Source organism: Clostridia bacterium (genome assembly GCA_012841935.1).
Classification (GTDB): Bacteria; Bacillota; Peptococcia; order DRI-13; family DTU073; genus DUTS01.
This window is the reverse complement of the sequence record DUTS01000005.1, coordinates 1-14,866: the sequence shown is the minus strand read 5'-3', so window position 1 is coordinate 14,866 and position 14,866 is coordinate 1. Positions and strand designations below refer to the sequence as shown.

At 37.5% G+C, this 14,866-nt stretch carries 17 protein-coding genes; 8 read left to right on the top strand and 9 right to left on the bottom strand.

Annotated elements, in window-relative coordinates; translation table 11 throughout:
• The first annotated feature begins 30 nt into the window (after nt 1-30).
• The 3 genes from GX687_00255 (at nt 31) to GX687_00245 (ending at nt 2,596) form a co-directional block, all read left to right on the top strand.
• Entirely contained in the window at nt 31-510 is a 480-nt protein-coding gene (locus GX687_00255; protein HHX95889.1) for a GntR family transcriptional regulator, read from the top strand.
• Entirely contained in the window at nt 507-1,430 is a 924-nt protein-coding gene (gene cysK, locus GX687_00250) for a cysteine synthase A (protein ID HHX95888.1), read from the top strand. Before GX687_00255 ends, cysK begins: the two co-directional genes overlap by 4 nt.
• A gap of 71 nt (nt 1,431-1,501) precedes the next feature.
• Complete coding sequence (locus GX687_00245; GenBank protein HHX95887.1) at nt 1,502-2,596, top strand: hypothetical protein; 1,095 nt, start codon at nt 1,502-1,504, stop codon at nt 2,594-2,596.
• Between the two features lie 6 nt (nt 2,597-2,602).
• On the opposite strand, the gene GX687_00240 is transcribed toward GX687_00245, so the two are convergent.
• The 9 genes from GX687_00240 to GX687_00200 are packed head-to-tail and all read right to left on the bottom strand — an operon-like array spanning nt 2,603 to nt 9,754.
• Nucleotides 2,603-3,511 carry a M48 family metallopeptidase gene (locus tag GX687_00240; protein ID HHX95886.1) on the bottom strand — a complete coding sequence of 303 codons (909 nt, stop codon included), beginning with the start codon at nt 3,509-3,511 and terminating at the stop codon, nt 2,603-2,605.
• Nucleotides 3,512-3,513: 2 nt separating this feature from the next.
• Nucleotides 3,514-4,059: a LemA family protein gene (locus tag GX687_00235; GenBank protein HHX95885.1), complete on the bottom strand. Its 546-nt coding sequence runs from the start codon at nt 4,057-4,059 to the stop codon at nt 3,514-3,516.
• Between the two features lie 46 nt (nt 4,060-4,105).
• A complete protein-coding gene (locus GX687_00230) occupies nt 4,106-4,768 on the bottom strand; it encodes a rhomboid family intramembrane serine protease (GenBank protein ID HHX95884.1) in 663 nt (220 codons plus the stop codon).
• A gap of 15 nt (nt 4,769-4,783) precedes the next feature.
• The gene (dinB, locus tag GX687_00225) at nt 4,784-5,992 is read right to left on the bottom strand and encodes a DNA polymerase IV (protein ID HHX95883.1); all 1,209 of its coding nucleotides are present in this window, start codon (nt 5,990-5,992) and stop codon (nt 4,784-4,786) included.
• 56 nt (nt 5,993-6,048) lie between these two features.
• Nucleotides 6,049-6,696 carry a Fe-S cluster protein gene (locus GX687_00220; protein HHX95882.1) on the bottom strand — a complete coding sequence of 216 codons (648 nt, stop codon included), beginning with the start codon at nt 6,694-6,696 and terminating at the stop codon, nt 6,049-6,051.
• Nucleotides 6,697-6,699: 3 nt separating this feature from the next.
• Nucleotides 6,700-7,410: a cobalamin biosynthesis protein gene (locus GX687_00215; GenBank protein ID HHX95881.1), complete on the bottom strand. Its 711-nt coding sequence runs from the start codon at nt 7,408-7,410 to the stop codon at nt 6,700-6,702.
• Nucleotides 7,411-7,436: 26 nt separating this feature from the next.
• Complete coding sequence (locus GX687_00210) at nt 7,437-8,216, bottom strand: ATP-binding cassette domain-containing protein (GenBank protein HHX95880.1); 780 nt, start codon at nt 8,214-8,216, stop codon at nt 7,437-7,439.
• Between the two features lie 19 nt (nt 8,217-8,235).
• Nucleotides 8,236-8,949 carry a 2-phosphosulfolactate phosphatase gene (locus GX687_00205; protein HHX95879.1) on the bottom strand — a complete coding sequence of 238 codons (714 nt, stop codon included), beginning with the start codon at nt 8,947-8,949 and terminating at the stop codon, nt 8,236-8,238.
• A 4-nt stretch (nt 8,950-8,953) separates the two neighbouring features.
• Nucleotides 8,954-9,754: a phosphosulfolactate synthase gene (locus GX687_00200; GenBank protein ID HHX95878.1), complete on the bottom strand. Its 801-nt coding sequence runs from the start codon at nt 9,752-9,754 to the stop codon at nt 8,954-8,956.
• Nucleotides 9,755-9,946: 192 nt separating this feature from the next.
• Here GX687_00200 and GX687_00195 point away from each other — a divergent pair, with 192 nt between their 5' ends.
• The 5 genes from GX687_00195 to GX687_00175 all read left to right on the top strand — a co-directional run.
• Complete coding sequence (locus GX687_00195; GenBank protein ID HHX95877.1) at nt 9,947-11,683, top strand: spore germination protein; 1,737 nt, start codon at nt 9,947-9,949, stop codon at nt 11,681-11,683.
• A complete protein-coding gene (locus GX687_00190) occupies nt 11,676-12,779 on the top strand; it encodes a GerAB/ArcD/ProY family transporter (protein ID HHX95876.1) in 1,104 nt (367 codons plus the stop codon). Before GX687_00195 ends, GX687_00190 begins: the two co-directional genes overlap by 8 nt.
• On the top strand, nt 12,769-14,016 hold the full coding sequence (locus tag GX687_00185; protein ID HHX95875.1) for a Ger(x)C family spore germination protein: 1,248 nt from the start codon (nt 12,769-12,771) through the stop codon (nt 14,014-14,016). The genes GX687_00190 and GX687_00185 overlap by 11 nt, the downstream gene beginning before the upstream one ends.
• An 11-nt stretch (nt 14,017-14,027) precedes the next feature.
• A complete protein-coding gene (locus tag GX687_00180; protein ID HHX95874.1) occupies nt 14,028-14,201 on the top strand; it encodes a hypothetical protein in 174 nt (57 codons plus the stop codon).
• Between the two features lie 64 nt (nt 14,202-14,265).
• Nucleotides 14,266-14,866: LysM peptidoglycan-binding domain-containing protein (locus tag GX687_00175; GenBank protein HHX95873.1), on the top strand; the 601-nt coding region annotated here is incomplete at its 3' end.

Sequence of the window (14,866 nt, the reverse complement as noted above, 5' to 3'; positions counted from 1 at the left end):
CGAAAATTAGAATTGGAAGGCTATGTGGTAATGGTTCCGCGTAAAGGAGCCTATGTGGCTAGTCTTTCAATCGAGGATATTACCAGTCTTTTCGAAATTAGAGGTGCTTTAGAAGCTTTAGCCGCAGGTTTGGCGGCTAAAAGGGCTAGTAGTGAAGAAATAAAAGAAATGGAACGAAATTTACTAACCGAAGAGGAATTGTTTGCGGCTAATAATGTTTTTGAAATGATTGAAATGGATGCCAAGTTTCATGAACTTATTTATAGTGCTTCACGCAACCAGCGTTTGCAAAATATGATTAAAGATTTAAGAGATCAAATTCAAAGGTTTCGGGCTACATCTTTGTCGATTCCGGGAAGAATGCGTTTGGCTTTGGAGGAACATCGTAAAATTGTGGAGGCGATTATGGCCGGTGATGTGATCAAGGCCCAAGAAGTAACAGCAGAGCATTTGCGTAAGGCTAAAAAAGTGCTTCTTAAAGTGATTGCGGCGGAGGAGGAAGCAGAGTGAGAATTGCCGAACAGTTAACAGATTTAATAGGTAATACCCCTTTATTGGCTTTAAATAAATATAGTCAAAAAAATAATTTAAAAAATAGGCTAATTGCTAAATTAGAATATTTTAATCCTGCAGGTAGTGTTAAAGATCGAGTAGGTTTGGCTTTACTTGAGGCTGCTGAGGCCCGAGGAGAAATTAAACCTAGGGGAGTAGTTATTGAGCCAACTAGTGGTAATACTGGTATTGGTTTAGCTATGGCGGCGGTTGTAAAGGGGTATCGTTTAATTCTTACCATGCCGGAAACAATGAGTCAAGAGAGAAGAGCATTGTTGGCGGCTTTGGGGGCGGAAATAGTGCTTACTCCGGGGGAAAAAGGAATGGCTGGGGCTATTCAGCGTGCCCAAGAATTAGCAGCGGAAATTGTAGGTGCATTTATTCCACAGCAATTTCAAAATCCGGCTAATCCTGCGATTCATAAAAAAACTACTGGTCCGGAAATTTGGCGAGATACCAATGGTTTAATTGATATTTTTATTGCCTGTGTAGGTACGGGGGGTACTTTAACCGGAACAGCTGAATTTTTAAAAGAAAAAAATCCAGCAATTAAAATTATAGGAGTGGAACCTTTTAATTCACCTGTACTTTCCGGAGGTAAGGCTGGTGACCATAAAATACAGGGTATTGGGGCAGGTTTTGTTCCGGAAATTCTTAAAACAGAATTAATTGATGAATTTATTTTGGTAAAAGATGAGGCAGCATTTCAAACTTGTCGTGATTTAGCTCAAAGCGAAGGTTTATTAGTCGGTATTTCTTCTGGTGCCGCGGTACATGCTGCCTTAAAAGTGGCTTCACGCCAAGAAAATGAAGGGAAGTTGCTTGTCGTTCTTTTGCCAGATGGGGGAGAAAGATATTTATCCTCTGGGTTGTTTTAAAATATTTTATTGAAAGTAGTCTGAATTGATGTTAAAATACTTACAAACTATTAGGAAGGGGTTTAATGCTGATGGAAAATAATATTTTTACTAATCAAATTAGAACAGTTATGGAGGAATATTTAGATGAAAAAGCACGTCCGGAAGCTTATTATAGTTTGGAAGTAAATTATTTTATAAATCGCGATCTTTTTAAAGAGGAAAGAAGAGAATTAAGAAGGATTGCCCAAAAATTAAAAAAAATTTATCCGCGTGAAAATGTAGAGTTAGCTGAAAAACAGGTTGAGCATAAATCCCGTCTTTTATATGGATTGAAATTAATGGGACCCAATTTTCCAGAAGAACAATTAAAAGAATTAATTGCTGATACACAAACATATGGTGATTATCGTGCTCGGGAAGCTGTTCGGTTAATGAAATTTCATTATGAAAGCTGTGGATTAAAGGAAATAGTGAGTTGGCAAATTAGATCTACCCGTTATTTGCCTGTTTTCGTTATTCCCTATGGGGAAATTAATAATCGGCATGTTTTTTGGGGCTATGATGGTGCAGAAGGTCCCTGTAAAGTTGGAATTGAAAGTGCTGAGCCGGGTGGGGATTTTGAACTAACATTGGCAAAAGAAAACTATTATTTTAATTTATATGCAGGTGCATATTTAAATTATTTTAAACCACAGGATCCTAAAACAGCGGAAATAGTTACTCAAATTGAAACAGTGGCTTTGGAATACTATTTTGAAAATTATCAGGCTTTGTTTCAAGGTGAACAGTCGAATCGCCCCAAACCATATGTTGTAAGAAGCTTGGGTAACGGTAAAATAATTAAAACGGTTACACCTAGTGAGTTAGCTAATTATCAGGATTTGTGTGTAGAAAGTAAAAAGCTTTGGCAGGAATTTAGAGAAAAAGGAGCCTTTTTCGCCCCTGAAAAAATGAAGCGTTTAGCCAGATTGGAATGGCATCCTTTTGGTGGGGATAGTTTAATTCGCTTGGGTGAATTAAATCAAGAATATGGAATTATTGTTGATAATAGTACTAAAATATTTCCCGAATTTGCCCGTTTAAATCGCCGGTCCAAAAAAGAAACCCCATTAAAAGAATGGGGTCAGCTAGAGAAGAAAACTAAGCAATATTTGGCTAAAGAGGTTTATGAATATAACCGCTGAATAGGTTTACATTTTCCTTAAAATTTCGATTCTTTGTTCTAGTGGTGGATGAGTGCTAAAAATTGAATCAGTATTAAAATTACGAGTAAAAGGATTAATAATAAAGAGACCTACAGTGGCTTCATTGGCAAAGCCTTCTCGACTGGCTTGTTTAGGTTTTTGGTTAGTGGCTAGTTTTTCTAAAGCTGAAGCTAATCCTAAAGGATAGCCCAACAGGCGAGCAGCGGTAGCATCAGCTAAATATTCACGGCTGCGGGAAAAGGCTAGTTGAATTATTTTGGCAATTAAAGGTGCGAAAATAATGGTTAATAAACCGAGAACAATTAAAATGGGATTGGCATTATTCTTTTCCTGGCGCTGTTTACTACTACCATAAAAAACGGAGCGGCGGACGAAAGCAGCTAAATAAATGATGGTACCAGCTAGGATAATGGCTATACTGGAAAAAAGAATATCATAATTTTTGATATGGGCCATTTCATGAGCTAGAACACCTTCTAGTTCTTCGCGATTCATAATTTGTAAAAGTCCTCGGGTGACGGCGATAGCCGCATTTTCAGGATTCCTGCCGGTAGCAAAGGCATTGGGAATATCAGTTTCAATAATATAGGCTTTGGGTACAGGCAGTCCGGCAGCTATGGCTACTCCTTCGATGGTATGATGTAAATAATGATCTTCATTGGGATTAACCGGATGAGCATTAGCCATTTTTAATAAGATTTGATCACTATAATAATAGGAAAAGAAACTACCAAAGAAAGCCAATAATAGAGCTAGACCACTTAATAGATAGGCACTTTCCGGTGAAAATAGATAACTGATGGTAAAGACCAAAATGGTAATTAATAAACAGAAAAAAATAATGAAGCCTAGGGTTTTTTTCTTGTTTTTTTCAATAAGTTGATAATCACGCATAGCTAAAAACTCACTTTCACAGGTTTTCGTGCTGTTTCATCTTTTAAAGTAAAGAATTCCGCTTCTTTAAAATTAAATAAGTTGGCGATTAAATTGGCCGGAAATTTTTGTCTAGCTACATGATAGTCCATGACTGCATTATTATAGCTTTGTCTAGCATAACTAATTTTATTTTCTGTACCAGCTAATTCCTCCTGAAGCATTAAAAAGTTTTGAGATGCCTTTAAGTCCGGATAATTTTCTGAAACAGCGAAAAGTGATTTTAAGGCTCCACTTAACATATTTTCTGCCTCGGCAGTTGCTGCGATAGTATCAGCATTAAGAAAGGCAGTGCGAGCTTTGGTTACTGATTCTAAAACCTCCTTTTCATGAGCTGTGTAGCCTTTGACGGTTTCGATTAAATTAGGAATTAAATCATACCGTCGTTGTAATTGGGTATCAATTCTGGCCCAATTATTTTTTACTGCATTACGTAAAGTAATTAAACGATTATAGATAAAGATAATGAAAAGTAAGATAAGTGCAAGAATAAGTAAAATAGCTTTCATTTACTGACCTCCTTTTTTTATTATATTATACTCCATAATAGATGATTTAGAAAAGCCTGTGTTTCTTTAAAAAAGGCATTAGTATAAAACCACTGATAAAACCGCCAATATGGGCCCACCAAGCAATAGGACTATTCATGGTCCCTATTCCGTTTATTACTTGGAGGACAAACCAGACAAAAAGAAAAAAGACGGCCGGTATTTGCCGCAGGAAAACAAAGATGAAAACGAAAAAGAGAGTAGTAATTTTAGCCCGTGGAAAAGTAATGAAATAGGCTCCTAGGATGCCGGCGATGGCTCCACTAGCCCCTACTAGAGGTAGGGGTGAATTTATGGCAGTTAAATAATAAATGAGGTTGGCGATTATACCGGTAAATAAATAAAAAAGTAGAAAACGAAAATGACCTAATTTATCTTCGATATTATCTCCGAAAATCCATAAATAAAGCATATTTGAAAGTAGATGAAACCAACTGCCGTGCAGAAAGATGGCAGTAAGTAGAGGGGGATGAAAAAAACCCCATAAGGAATAGTTTTTTATTTGTTCGGTAAGTAAAGCTGGTGTAAAACCATAGTTTAAAATTAGTTGTTCCATTTCTTGGGGTGTACTACTTGCCTGCTGATAAAAGAAATAAAGATTTAAAAGGATCAAACTGATAGTGACTAGCGGAAAAGTGCGGGAGCGGGTACTATCGCGTAAAGGAATCATTTTCTCACCTCTTGTCTATTCTACCATGAAAGGTGAGCGATTATCATTTTCCGGGGCATAAAAAACGGCTTCATTTAAAAGAAAGCTGCCGCGTAAAAGACTTTTCTCCCCAAATTTGTTTTTTATGTGGTCAATGGTTTCATAGAGCTTTTCTTGAGAAGTAAAAAGAGAGGGCTGAAGTGGGCAGTTTTTTAGATTACTTAAGGAAATGCCTAGGGCACGTACCGGTTTAGTGAAAGACCAGTGCTGTTTAAATAAATGAAGGGCTAGATCATAAATAAAGGGGGGATAGGCGGTGGGCTCAGTTAAAGATGTGGAACGATTTATTCTTGTAAAATCAGCACCTTTCACATAAAGGGAAATGGTTTTTCCCTGATAATTTTTAAGTCTGGCCCTGCGGCAAACTGCTTCGGCCAATTCCAAAAGTACTACTTTTATTTCCCCTATTTCAGTATAATCACGAGGTAAAGTAATACGGTGTCCAATGCTTTTTACTTTTTCCGAGGCTTGGGGATCTACAGGGTCGGTATCTATCCCGTGGGCATAGGTAAATAGTTTTTCCCCGACAAGACCGAAACGCTGTTTAAGCAATTCAACCGGAAAATGGGCTAAATCACCGATGGTGCGAATGCCCATATTTTTTAATTTGCTTTCTAGGTGTTTGCCTACTCCAAAAAGTTGTTTAATAGGTAAGGGCCATAATTTTGCGGGGAGATCTTCCCGGGTTAATAAGGTTAGACCATCTGGTTTTTGTAAATTGGAAGCCATTTTAGCAAGAACTTTGGAAGGACCGAGCCCTATGGAACAAAGTAATTGGGTTTCTTTTTTAATTTGTGCCTTTATTTTTTGGGCTGCTTTTAAGGGTGGACCCCAAAGGCCCTCTGTACCAGTTAAATCTACAAAGGCTTCATCAATACTGTAAGGTTCTACTAGAGGACTAAAATCTTGTAATATCTGGAACACTTTTTTTGAAAATTGAAGATAGGCGGGGAAATTAGGTGGACGTAAAATAGCTTCAGGACAATAGATAAGGGCCTCCCTAATAGTCATTCCGGTTTTTACTCCTTTAGCTTTGGCGGTATAACTGGCGGTTAAAACTATGCCGCGGCGTTGTGCGGGATTTCCGGTAATTAGTAAGGGTTGACCCTGTAATTTTGGTTCTAAAACTTGAGTTACACTGGCATAAAAAGCATTCATATCAGCTAAGAGAATAATTCGCGACATTTCAAATACCTGTTTCATAGTTATTTTCTTTAATATATCTAATGAACGGCTGTTTGTCAAGGGCTAGTGCCCAAAATGCGAATATCTTCTAAGCGTAAGTGTAGTCCTTCACTTTTTTCTAAAACAAGATTTACCAGTCCAGTATGATTTAAATTCATCATGCAAAACCCGGGTAAAAAGGTCATGCGGGCACCGAAAATAGGTTCACGTTTAATTTCAGTGGCTATTCCTTCAAAACCAATCATTTGGTAGGCAATTACATCTTTTACTTGGCCTCGACGGGAATATTGTGGACCTACAACCCAAGTGTAAAGCAGCCCAGTAGTTAATTCAGCTTTGAATACCTTTAGGACATGAGGGATTGGACAACCAGCTCCCATTGGCCTACCTAAAACATAATCTCCGGCTTTAATGGACATTTTTTCCACAAGGTCACTGCGAAAAGGTAAAACAATTTTGCGGGCGGAAATTTCTCGGGGTAGAGGTTTAAGAATAAAATCATAGGGATTTCCTAAAAGATCGTGAGGTGAATAAAGGGCATTATTTAAATGGCAATTTGTTTGTTGGGGTTTTTCACGAAAAAAAGGACAATCATCATATGTTTTTTCACCTTGACGGACTAATGTTAAAAAAGTTTTACAATTTTCAACACCACATTGTCCGCAGTTTTTACCTGGTGGCAGCCAATGTTTTAGTTGTTTCATCATTTATTCCCCCCGATACAAATAATCGGCAGCTGAACCATCTAGTTTTTGTACAATCCCGAAATGATGTTTCCAACCGATTTCTTTTTTGCCAATACAGATGGTGCAGGTACCTAAAGGTGGGTTGCCTTTTAAAAGTAAAGTTTCTTTATTTATGGGTGGAGATTTTTCGATTAAATTGTAAAGCCGCTGTAGTGATGTACCTTGTAAAGCATTTGTTTCTAAGAGGATAATATGGGGATGAACTTCTTTGATTTTTTGAATTAAAACTTCGCGTTCGGCTTGACTAATCAGATCAATTTTAGTTACTACGGCGATATCGGCAAGTGAAACCATGGCACCCATTTTTTCCGGGGTGTGGATACCAGCTATGGAGCTTAAAACTATTATACCTAGACCTTGATTGAGATAAGGGGAACAGCGTAAACATAAACCAGCACTTTCAATGATAAAAAGTTCGCTATTATTTTTAGCAGCCCATTCTATGGCATCACCCATCACCATGACACCAGCATGGTCTGGGCAGAGGTCCCCTGAATATACTTTTTTGGTTAAAATATTAAATTCTTTACGCAGTTCAATGTCTTCGAAGGCTTTAATCACATCTATTTTTAAATAAGCTATTTTAATTTTATGACGAAAATGTTTAATAATTTGTTTGGTTAAAGATGTTTTGCCTACAGAGGGGGGACCGGCAATAATTAAAAGTTTCAATACTGAACACCACCTTATTTAATTTTTTAAGCAAAATTGGCACTAACCAGTTCTTGGGTAATTTCATAACCGGCACGTAAATTTTCACGTATAATGCCCATTTTTTGATCAAACTCCAGTAAATTTTGAGCAGCACCAGATTCAGATTCATTTTGGAAAACCATTTTTTTAACGGCCCCATTACTCATAATTAGACGTTTTTTAGTGGAAAGAGCAATAACTGGATCATGAGTTACAAAAATGATGATTTTGGAAGTATTTCTAATGATCTCCAGAACTTCTTGTTTAAAAATCCCCGCATTTTCTATTTCATCTAGCAGGATAATGGGGGCAGCCCCGATTAGTAAGGCATCGGCGATTAGTAGTGATCTGGTTTGCCCACCGGAGAGAATAGTTACTTTGTTGGCTAATTGAATTTTTTCTCCAGTGAATTTATTGGCTAATTCTAGGGTTTGGGTAACTATTTGTCGATTTTTTATTTGTCTGGCACGAGCGTGAATGGTTAAAAATTCTTCAACACTTAAATCGGCAAAACACTTGGTGTTTTGGGTAATCATGGCAATTGGTTTTTGAGCAGGATCATATCTGATTTCATCGGCGGGGATGGCCCCATTGATGAGGACCTGGCGTTGTGTGGCGGTGTCCCCTTGGGCCAAAAGTTCGATATCAGTAATTAAAGCGGTTTTGCCGCTGCCGGTTGGCCCTACAATTGAAATTGTTTCACCGGCTTGTAAAGTAATTTCCTCAAAGGCTTCTGGTATGCCATTTTTATCTTGACCTGGCCAAACGGTAATTTCTTTAATCATAGTTAAGCTCCTTTCTTTGTTAAGCTTCACGACGAATAACGGCATTTTCGTAAATAGGCAGCACGGGGAAAAGACCGCGTAAACAACAATAGGTAATCTCAGACCATTTTCCGGAAGTTAATAATTGGCGACCATTACGGGAGCGGCATAAATAAAAAGGTAAATCATTTTGATATTGGTGATAAAGGGCTAAAGCAGCAAAGGCCTGATCAGAGAAATAAGGGGTAAATTTCTCGGGGAAAAGATGAAGAAAATAGCCCGCACAACAGGTATCTTCTAAAGAATATTCGCCCCGTGTACCGGCACAAACCAAAAGTATTTTATGATTTGTAGGTAGAATTTTTTTAATCAGGAAAGGGGCATTGAGAAAGGAACCAATATAAATACGCTGAGCGTTTTTTATTTTGTTCAAGGCAGGAATACCATTAGTAGTGGAAAGGATAACTGTTTTTTTATTAATTATGCCTGGTGTATATTCAAGTGGTGAATTACCTAAATCAAAACCAGCTATTTTTTTTCCGTTTTTTTCCCCACCTAGGACTAGTTGGGGATTTGCTTTTTTTAGTTGTAGGGCTTTAGCAGGATTAGTTAGGGGAATAATTTTATGGGCCCCTTGACTTAGTGCTGTAATGATTGTTGTTGAAGCCCGAAAAACATCAAGCATAATTACAATTTTGTTTTGAGTAAGAAGTGGGGTAAGTTCCGTAAAAGTAAAAGATAAATGAACTGGCATTGTGCTATTCCTTGATTTGGGGGGTAAAGTTGGCTGCCAGTATCAAGGTGTCAGCACGCAGGCCACTTCTTAGGGCTTCTACTGCTAGTAAGTTTTGGGGATGAATATTACCGAGATTAACTTCTGGGCCAAAAGCATGAATTAAAGCAATTTGTTGTTTTTTAAGAGGTGCTTCCCAGATGATTTCATGGGGATGAGGAAAATGTTTAAGTAAGTTTTTTAAGCGGGAAGGTTTTATTTCCCCTTGTTGATTATAAATAGCGGAGTTTTTGCCGCTTTCCCGGGCTTCAATAATTATCTTTTGGGCCCCATTATTTAAGTCTTGGCTGCCTTGTTTACCTAGTTTACGTGTGGCAAATTTAGTGCCAGGCATTTTTTTACCTAGTTCTGTAAGTACGGTTAAGCCCTGTTTGCTTGCTTGTTTAATACATTTTTCGCGTTGTGCGGGTGTTAAATTAATGAGACCATCGGAAATTTCGATGGTGTTAAACCCTAAATGTACTAATAATTTTAAATAGGCTTCATATTGTCCTTGTAGTAAAGCAATTTCGGTAAGAGTACCTCCTGGATAAATTTCTACTTGATGGGCCTGACAAAATTTAATTTTGGTTTGTAATAATTGAGGTTGATAAAGTAGGGATGTACCGAAACCTAATTTTAAGTAATCGAGATATTCCCCAGCAATTTCCAAAAGGTCTTGTAATTCGCGTAAGCCAAGCCCGGTATCTAGGACCATAGTAATTCCCTTTTGACGGGGCTTAGCTGGCCTTTTGCCAAGGGGGTGGTTGATTAAATGTGTCAGCATAGAATTTTACGCTCCTTTACATTTTGTGCGGACTTACTCTTTATGATATGCACTTATAAAAATGGGAAGTGCCTGTTTGCTTGAAAATGGTCAACCTTAAAAATTAAATTTTGGAAAAAGACTATTGGATAAGCATAATTTCGCCAGGATTTTCAAAAGCTAGTATTAGCTATGTAAAAAGGATGAATTTAATTGAAAGACAAGTCAAGTTTTTGGAAAAGGCTAAGCCAAGTCTTTACTTTTCAGGATTTAAAAATAGAAAAAGGTAGTATATATGACCAGCAAGAATCTATGGAGGAAAAAAAAATACCTGCCCAGATGACTTTGAAAAAACCTGTACGGGCAAGTAAGACTCCATTAGTTTTGGCTGATCAAAAAAAGCAGGATAGTTCTTTGGATCCTCAAAAATTGCGGGTTAGTTCTTGTTTGGAAAAAAACAAGGGTTATTTACAGCAATTATATGTTTTACCTAAAAATAAGGATATTATTGTACGTGAATTTTATTTAGATTTGGATCCCCCTACTCCGGCCTTATTAGTTTTTATTGATGGTTTAGCGGAAAAGGAAACTATTAATAACGCGATTTTAAAACCTTTAATGGTCTTTTTGCGGGGAAAAAAATTGGAAAATGATGACTTGATTACATATATTCAGGAACATCTTTTGCCAGGTCATGAAGTAGAAGTGGCTGAGGATTATCAAACTATTTTGGAAGGTATTAATTATGGTGATACCGCAGTTTTTGTTGAAGGTTGTGCTAAAGCTTTAATTGTAGAAACAAAAGGTTGGGAAAAGCGAGCTATTGATAAACCGGAAATCGAGGAAGTTATTTTAGGTCCTAATGAAGCCTTTAATGAAACTATACGCAGTAATACGGCTTTAATTAGAAAAAATTTACGAAACGAAAAATTAATCACGGAAATGATAAAAGTGGGAGCACGTAATCGTATTGATGTTGCGGTTATGTATTTGGATGATTTAACTAATCCGCAATTGGTGGAACTTGTCAAGAAGAGGATTAGTTCCCTAAATGCCGATTATATTAGTGTTTCTAGTGTTTTGGAACAATTTATTGAAGATAATCCTTTTTGTCTTTGTCCCCAATTATTATCTACTGAAAGACCGGATCGGGTGGTTTCTTTTTTAATGGAAGGTCATGTAGCTGTTTTGGTAGATGGTGCACCTTTGTCCTTAATTGCTCCAGTAACCTTTTTTTCTTTAATTCACAGTCCTGAGGATTATTATTTACGTTTACCTTATGGTAACTTTATTCGTTTTTTACGGATTTTAGCTATTTTAATTACTTTGTTAATTCCTGGAATTTATGTAGCGTTGGTTACTTTTCATCAAGAAATGATTCCAACGGAATTACTTTTAGCCATTGCCGCTTCACGTGTACCGGTACCTTTCCCCACTATTTTTGAAGTATTTTCCATGGAATTTGCTTTTGAGCTTATTCGTGAGGCTGGTGTGCGGATTCCCGGAATTATCGGTAATACGATTGGTATTGTGGGAGCCTTAATTTTGGGTCAGGCAGCTGTAGAGGCCGGGATCGTGAGTCCTATTTTGATTATTGTGGTAGCGATTGCCGGTTTGGCTTCTTTTGCCGTTCCCAATTTCTCACTTTCTTTTTCCTTACGACAAAGAAGATTTATGTTTACCATTTTGGCAGCCATTTTTGGTTTTTTTGGTATTGCCGGTGGGTTATTCGTTTATTTGACTAACTTAGTTAATACTAAGTCATTTGGGGTTCCTTATTTAGCTCCTTATAGTCCTCAAGTAAAAACCAGTCCAGATGTATTCTGGCGGGGTCCGCTTTGGTCTATGGAAAAAAGGCCTCCTTATTTAAAATCACAGGATCAACAACGTCAGCCTAATATTAGCCGTGGTTGGTTAAAAAAGGTAAGAAGGGGCAAAAAAGATGAATAAGGAGCTTATTAATAGTTCAGCAGCAACGGCATTTATTATAGTTGTTATTGGTTCAAAGGCTTTTTTGGGTTATCCGCGTTTGGTAACAGACTGGGGATTAACAGCTGGGTGGTTAATTGTTATTTTTAGTGGTCTTTTGACGCTCTTTTTTTGGCAAATAATAATTAAAATCCTGGCCCGTTTTCCCGGAAAGTCAATTACAGAGATTACACAAATTGTTTGCGGCCCCTTTTGGGGGCTGGGTATTAATTTAGCTGTTTTTTCTTATAGTATTTTAGAAACTAGTATTTTTTTACGTCTGTTTAGTGAAGCTACTAATCTTTCTATATTAACGGAAACACCAGTTAAAGTTATTGCCTTTATTTTTATTTTAGTGGCCTGGCTGGCGGTTCACTATGGAATAGAAGTGGTGTGTCATGCAGCCCTTTTTTCTTATGTAATTTTATCGGTGGTGGTGGCCTTGGTTTTGATTGCCCTTTATCCTTGTTATGATTTTAAACTATTATTTCCTCTAGCTGGGGCGGGTGTTGGACCTTTAATCATTAATAGTTTTTGGGGAATTACTGGTTTTGCCGAAGTCGTAATGTTGGCCTATTTGGTACCCCATTTTTCGTTTGATTTACAGAGATTAAAAAAGGTGGGTAACTTTGGAATTAGTTTTTTACTCTTTTTTTTCACGGCGATTACCATCATTTATTTAATGACTTTTCCGGTGCCCATAAATTCTGAAGCCCTAGTACCTTTTTATCAATTAAGTAGAAGTATTTTCTTGGGACATTATTTTCAAAGAGTAGAGGCTTTTTTTCTTATTTTTTGGGATTTTACGGGTTTTTTAAGAATTGCGGGTGGGCTTTTGGTGGGTAGTATAATTTTGCGAGATACGTTAAAATTACCGATTTATCGGCCCTTGTTTCCTTTACTTTGTTTAATTATTTTTAGTTTGGCTTTTCTTTTGCATAATATGATGGAAGTAGTACAGTTTGAAGGTGAAATAAGGCTGCGTTATGGTTGGTTAGTCATTTTTGGCATTCCTTTTTTTGTAGGTTTATTGGCACTTTTGTTGCGTAAAAAGGATGGTGCTGCTGATGTTTCGTAAACTAAGGTTTTTGTTAATTATTGCTTTTCTTTTACTTCCTTTACAGGGTTGTTGGGGTATGCGTGAGATCGATGAAATGGGCTATGTTTTATTAATGGGTATTGATAAAGGTAAGGAAAATATGGTAAAGGTTACTTTTCAGATTGCACTTCCCAAACCCTTAGGTGAGGAGGGTTCAGGGGATGAAGTCTCTACAGAAATAGTGGAAGTGGAGGCAGCTTCACTTTTTGGAGCTGAGCAATTATTAAATACATTTGTCAGTAAACATATTACCTTAATTCATGATACTACTGTGGTTGTTACCGAGGAAATAGCTCGTGAAGGTTTGGCTAAATATATTAATCCCTTGGTCAGGAGTAGGGAAATAAGGCGGACTAATTATTTATTGGTGGTTAAGGGTAAAGCCAATGATTTTATAGAAAAAAATAGGGGATTGGTTTTTGAAAAATATCCTTCTCGTCAGCTTGATATTTTAATGGCGTCATCTCATTTAACTGGTATTATGTATAAATCTGATATTCATATGTTTTATAGGGCGTTAAAATCACCGGGGCGGCAGCCTGTTTTAGCTGCAGTAGGTATAAGCCAGAATGTGGAGGCGAAAGCTAGTGATGAAAGCAAAATAGAGGAAATTAAACGTGAAAATGCTTATTTGCCTGGTGAAATACCGCGTAAAGGTGGTAATAAGATTGATGTAATTGGTCAAGCGGTATTTAAAGAGGAACGTTTGGTTGATTTTTTAAATGGAGAGGAAACACGTTTTTATCAAATGGTAACAGGTGAATTTAGGCAAAGTATTTTTAGTTTTCCCGAACCGGGAAGTGCTGGTAATTTTATCATCGTCATGAAAATTAGAAAGGCTTGTTCTCCTGATATTACAATAACGGCCGATGAACGGAAAACAACTATTAAAGTGAAACTTTTTCTAAATGGGGAAATTATGTCGATTCAAAGCGGAAAAAATTATGAAATCGGTCCTTTGGGTAATGAGCTGGAAAGACATATCAGTGGTTTAATTACGGCTGGTGTATCACAGTTAATTAAGAAAACTCAAAAGGAATATTATAGTGATATCTTTGGTTTTGGGGAATTTACTCGCCATTTTTTTTGGACTTGGGAAGAATGGGAAAATTATCAGTGGCTAGAGAAATATCCTTATTGTGCAGTTGAGGTACAAACCTTTTTTAGAATACGGGATCCGGGAATGATGTCTCAAACTACCAGTTCTGATAATTAGGGGGATGAAATTTGTTTTATAAACTTGTTTTTTTATTAATAGCAGTTATTGTTTGTTTTTATACTTTTACTTTTGCCCATTGGCTGTGGCGGGAAAAAATGACTAAACAAGCTTGGGGTGTTTTTTTCTTGACCCTATTTTCTTTAATCTATTTTTTGCTTTATGTGGCTTTAATTCCGAGATAGGAGCATTTAGCAGAGCCCTGCATATGATATAAAGTAGAGAATATTTATAAAGGGGAGACGGTTTATGCAATATGTGGTAAGGACAAATGATTCCCTAGCTATAATTGCTCAAAGATTCGGAACAACAGAAGCGGAAATTAGACAGATTAATAATCTCACTGATGTGGACCAGGTTTCACCAGGACAGGTATTGACAATTCCAGTAGGTGGGACACAAACTTGTCCGCGACTACAGCGCGGTTCCCGCGGTGAGTCGGTGCGAACCCTGCAAAGGCTTTTAAGAAATGAAGGCTTTAATCCAGGAGCAATTGATGGTTGGTTTGGAGAAAATACTGAAAGGGCGGTAAGGCGTTTTCAAGTTCGCAGTAGAATTCCTGAAACAGGAATAGTTGATGTACGGACTTGGGAAGCCTTAGGTATGGTTTGTACTCCCATTACCCCACCACAAGAATTCTTTTGCCCGGTATTAAGGCGTGGGGAGCGGGGGTCTGCGGTTAGGTTTCTACAGGAATCATTAAGAAAGCGTCGGGTTTATGGAGGACCACTTAACGGTATTTTTGATGCTCGCACAGAACAAGCGGTAAGGCAATTCCAGCAGAGAGAAGGTTTAGCTGTTACCGGTATAGTAAGAGGACTTACTTGGCGGGCTTTGGGAGTCACCTGTG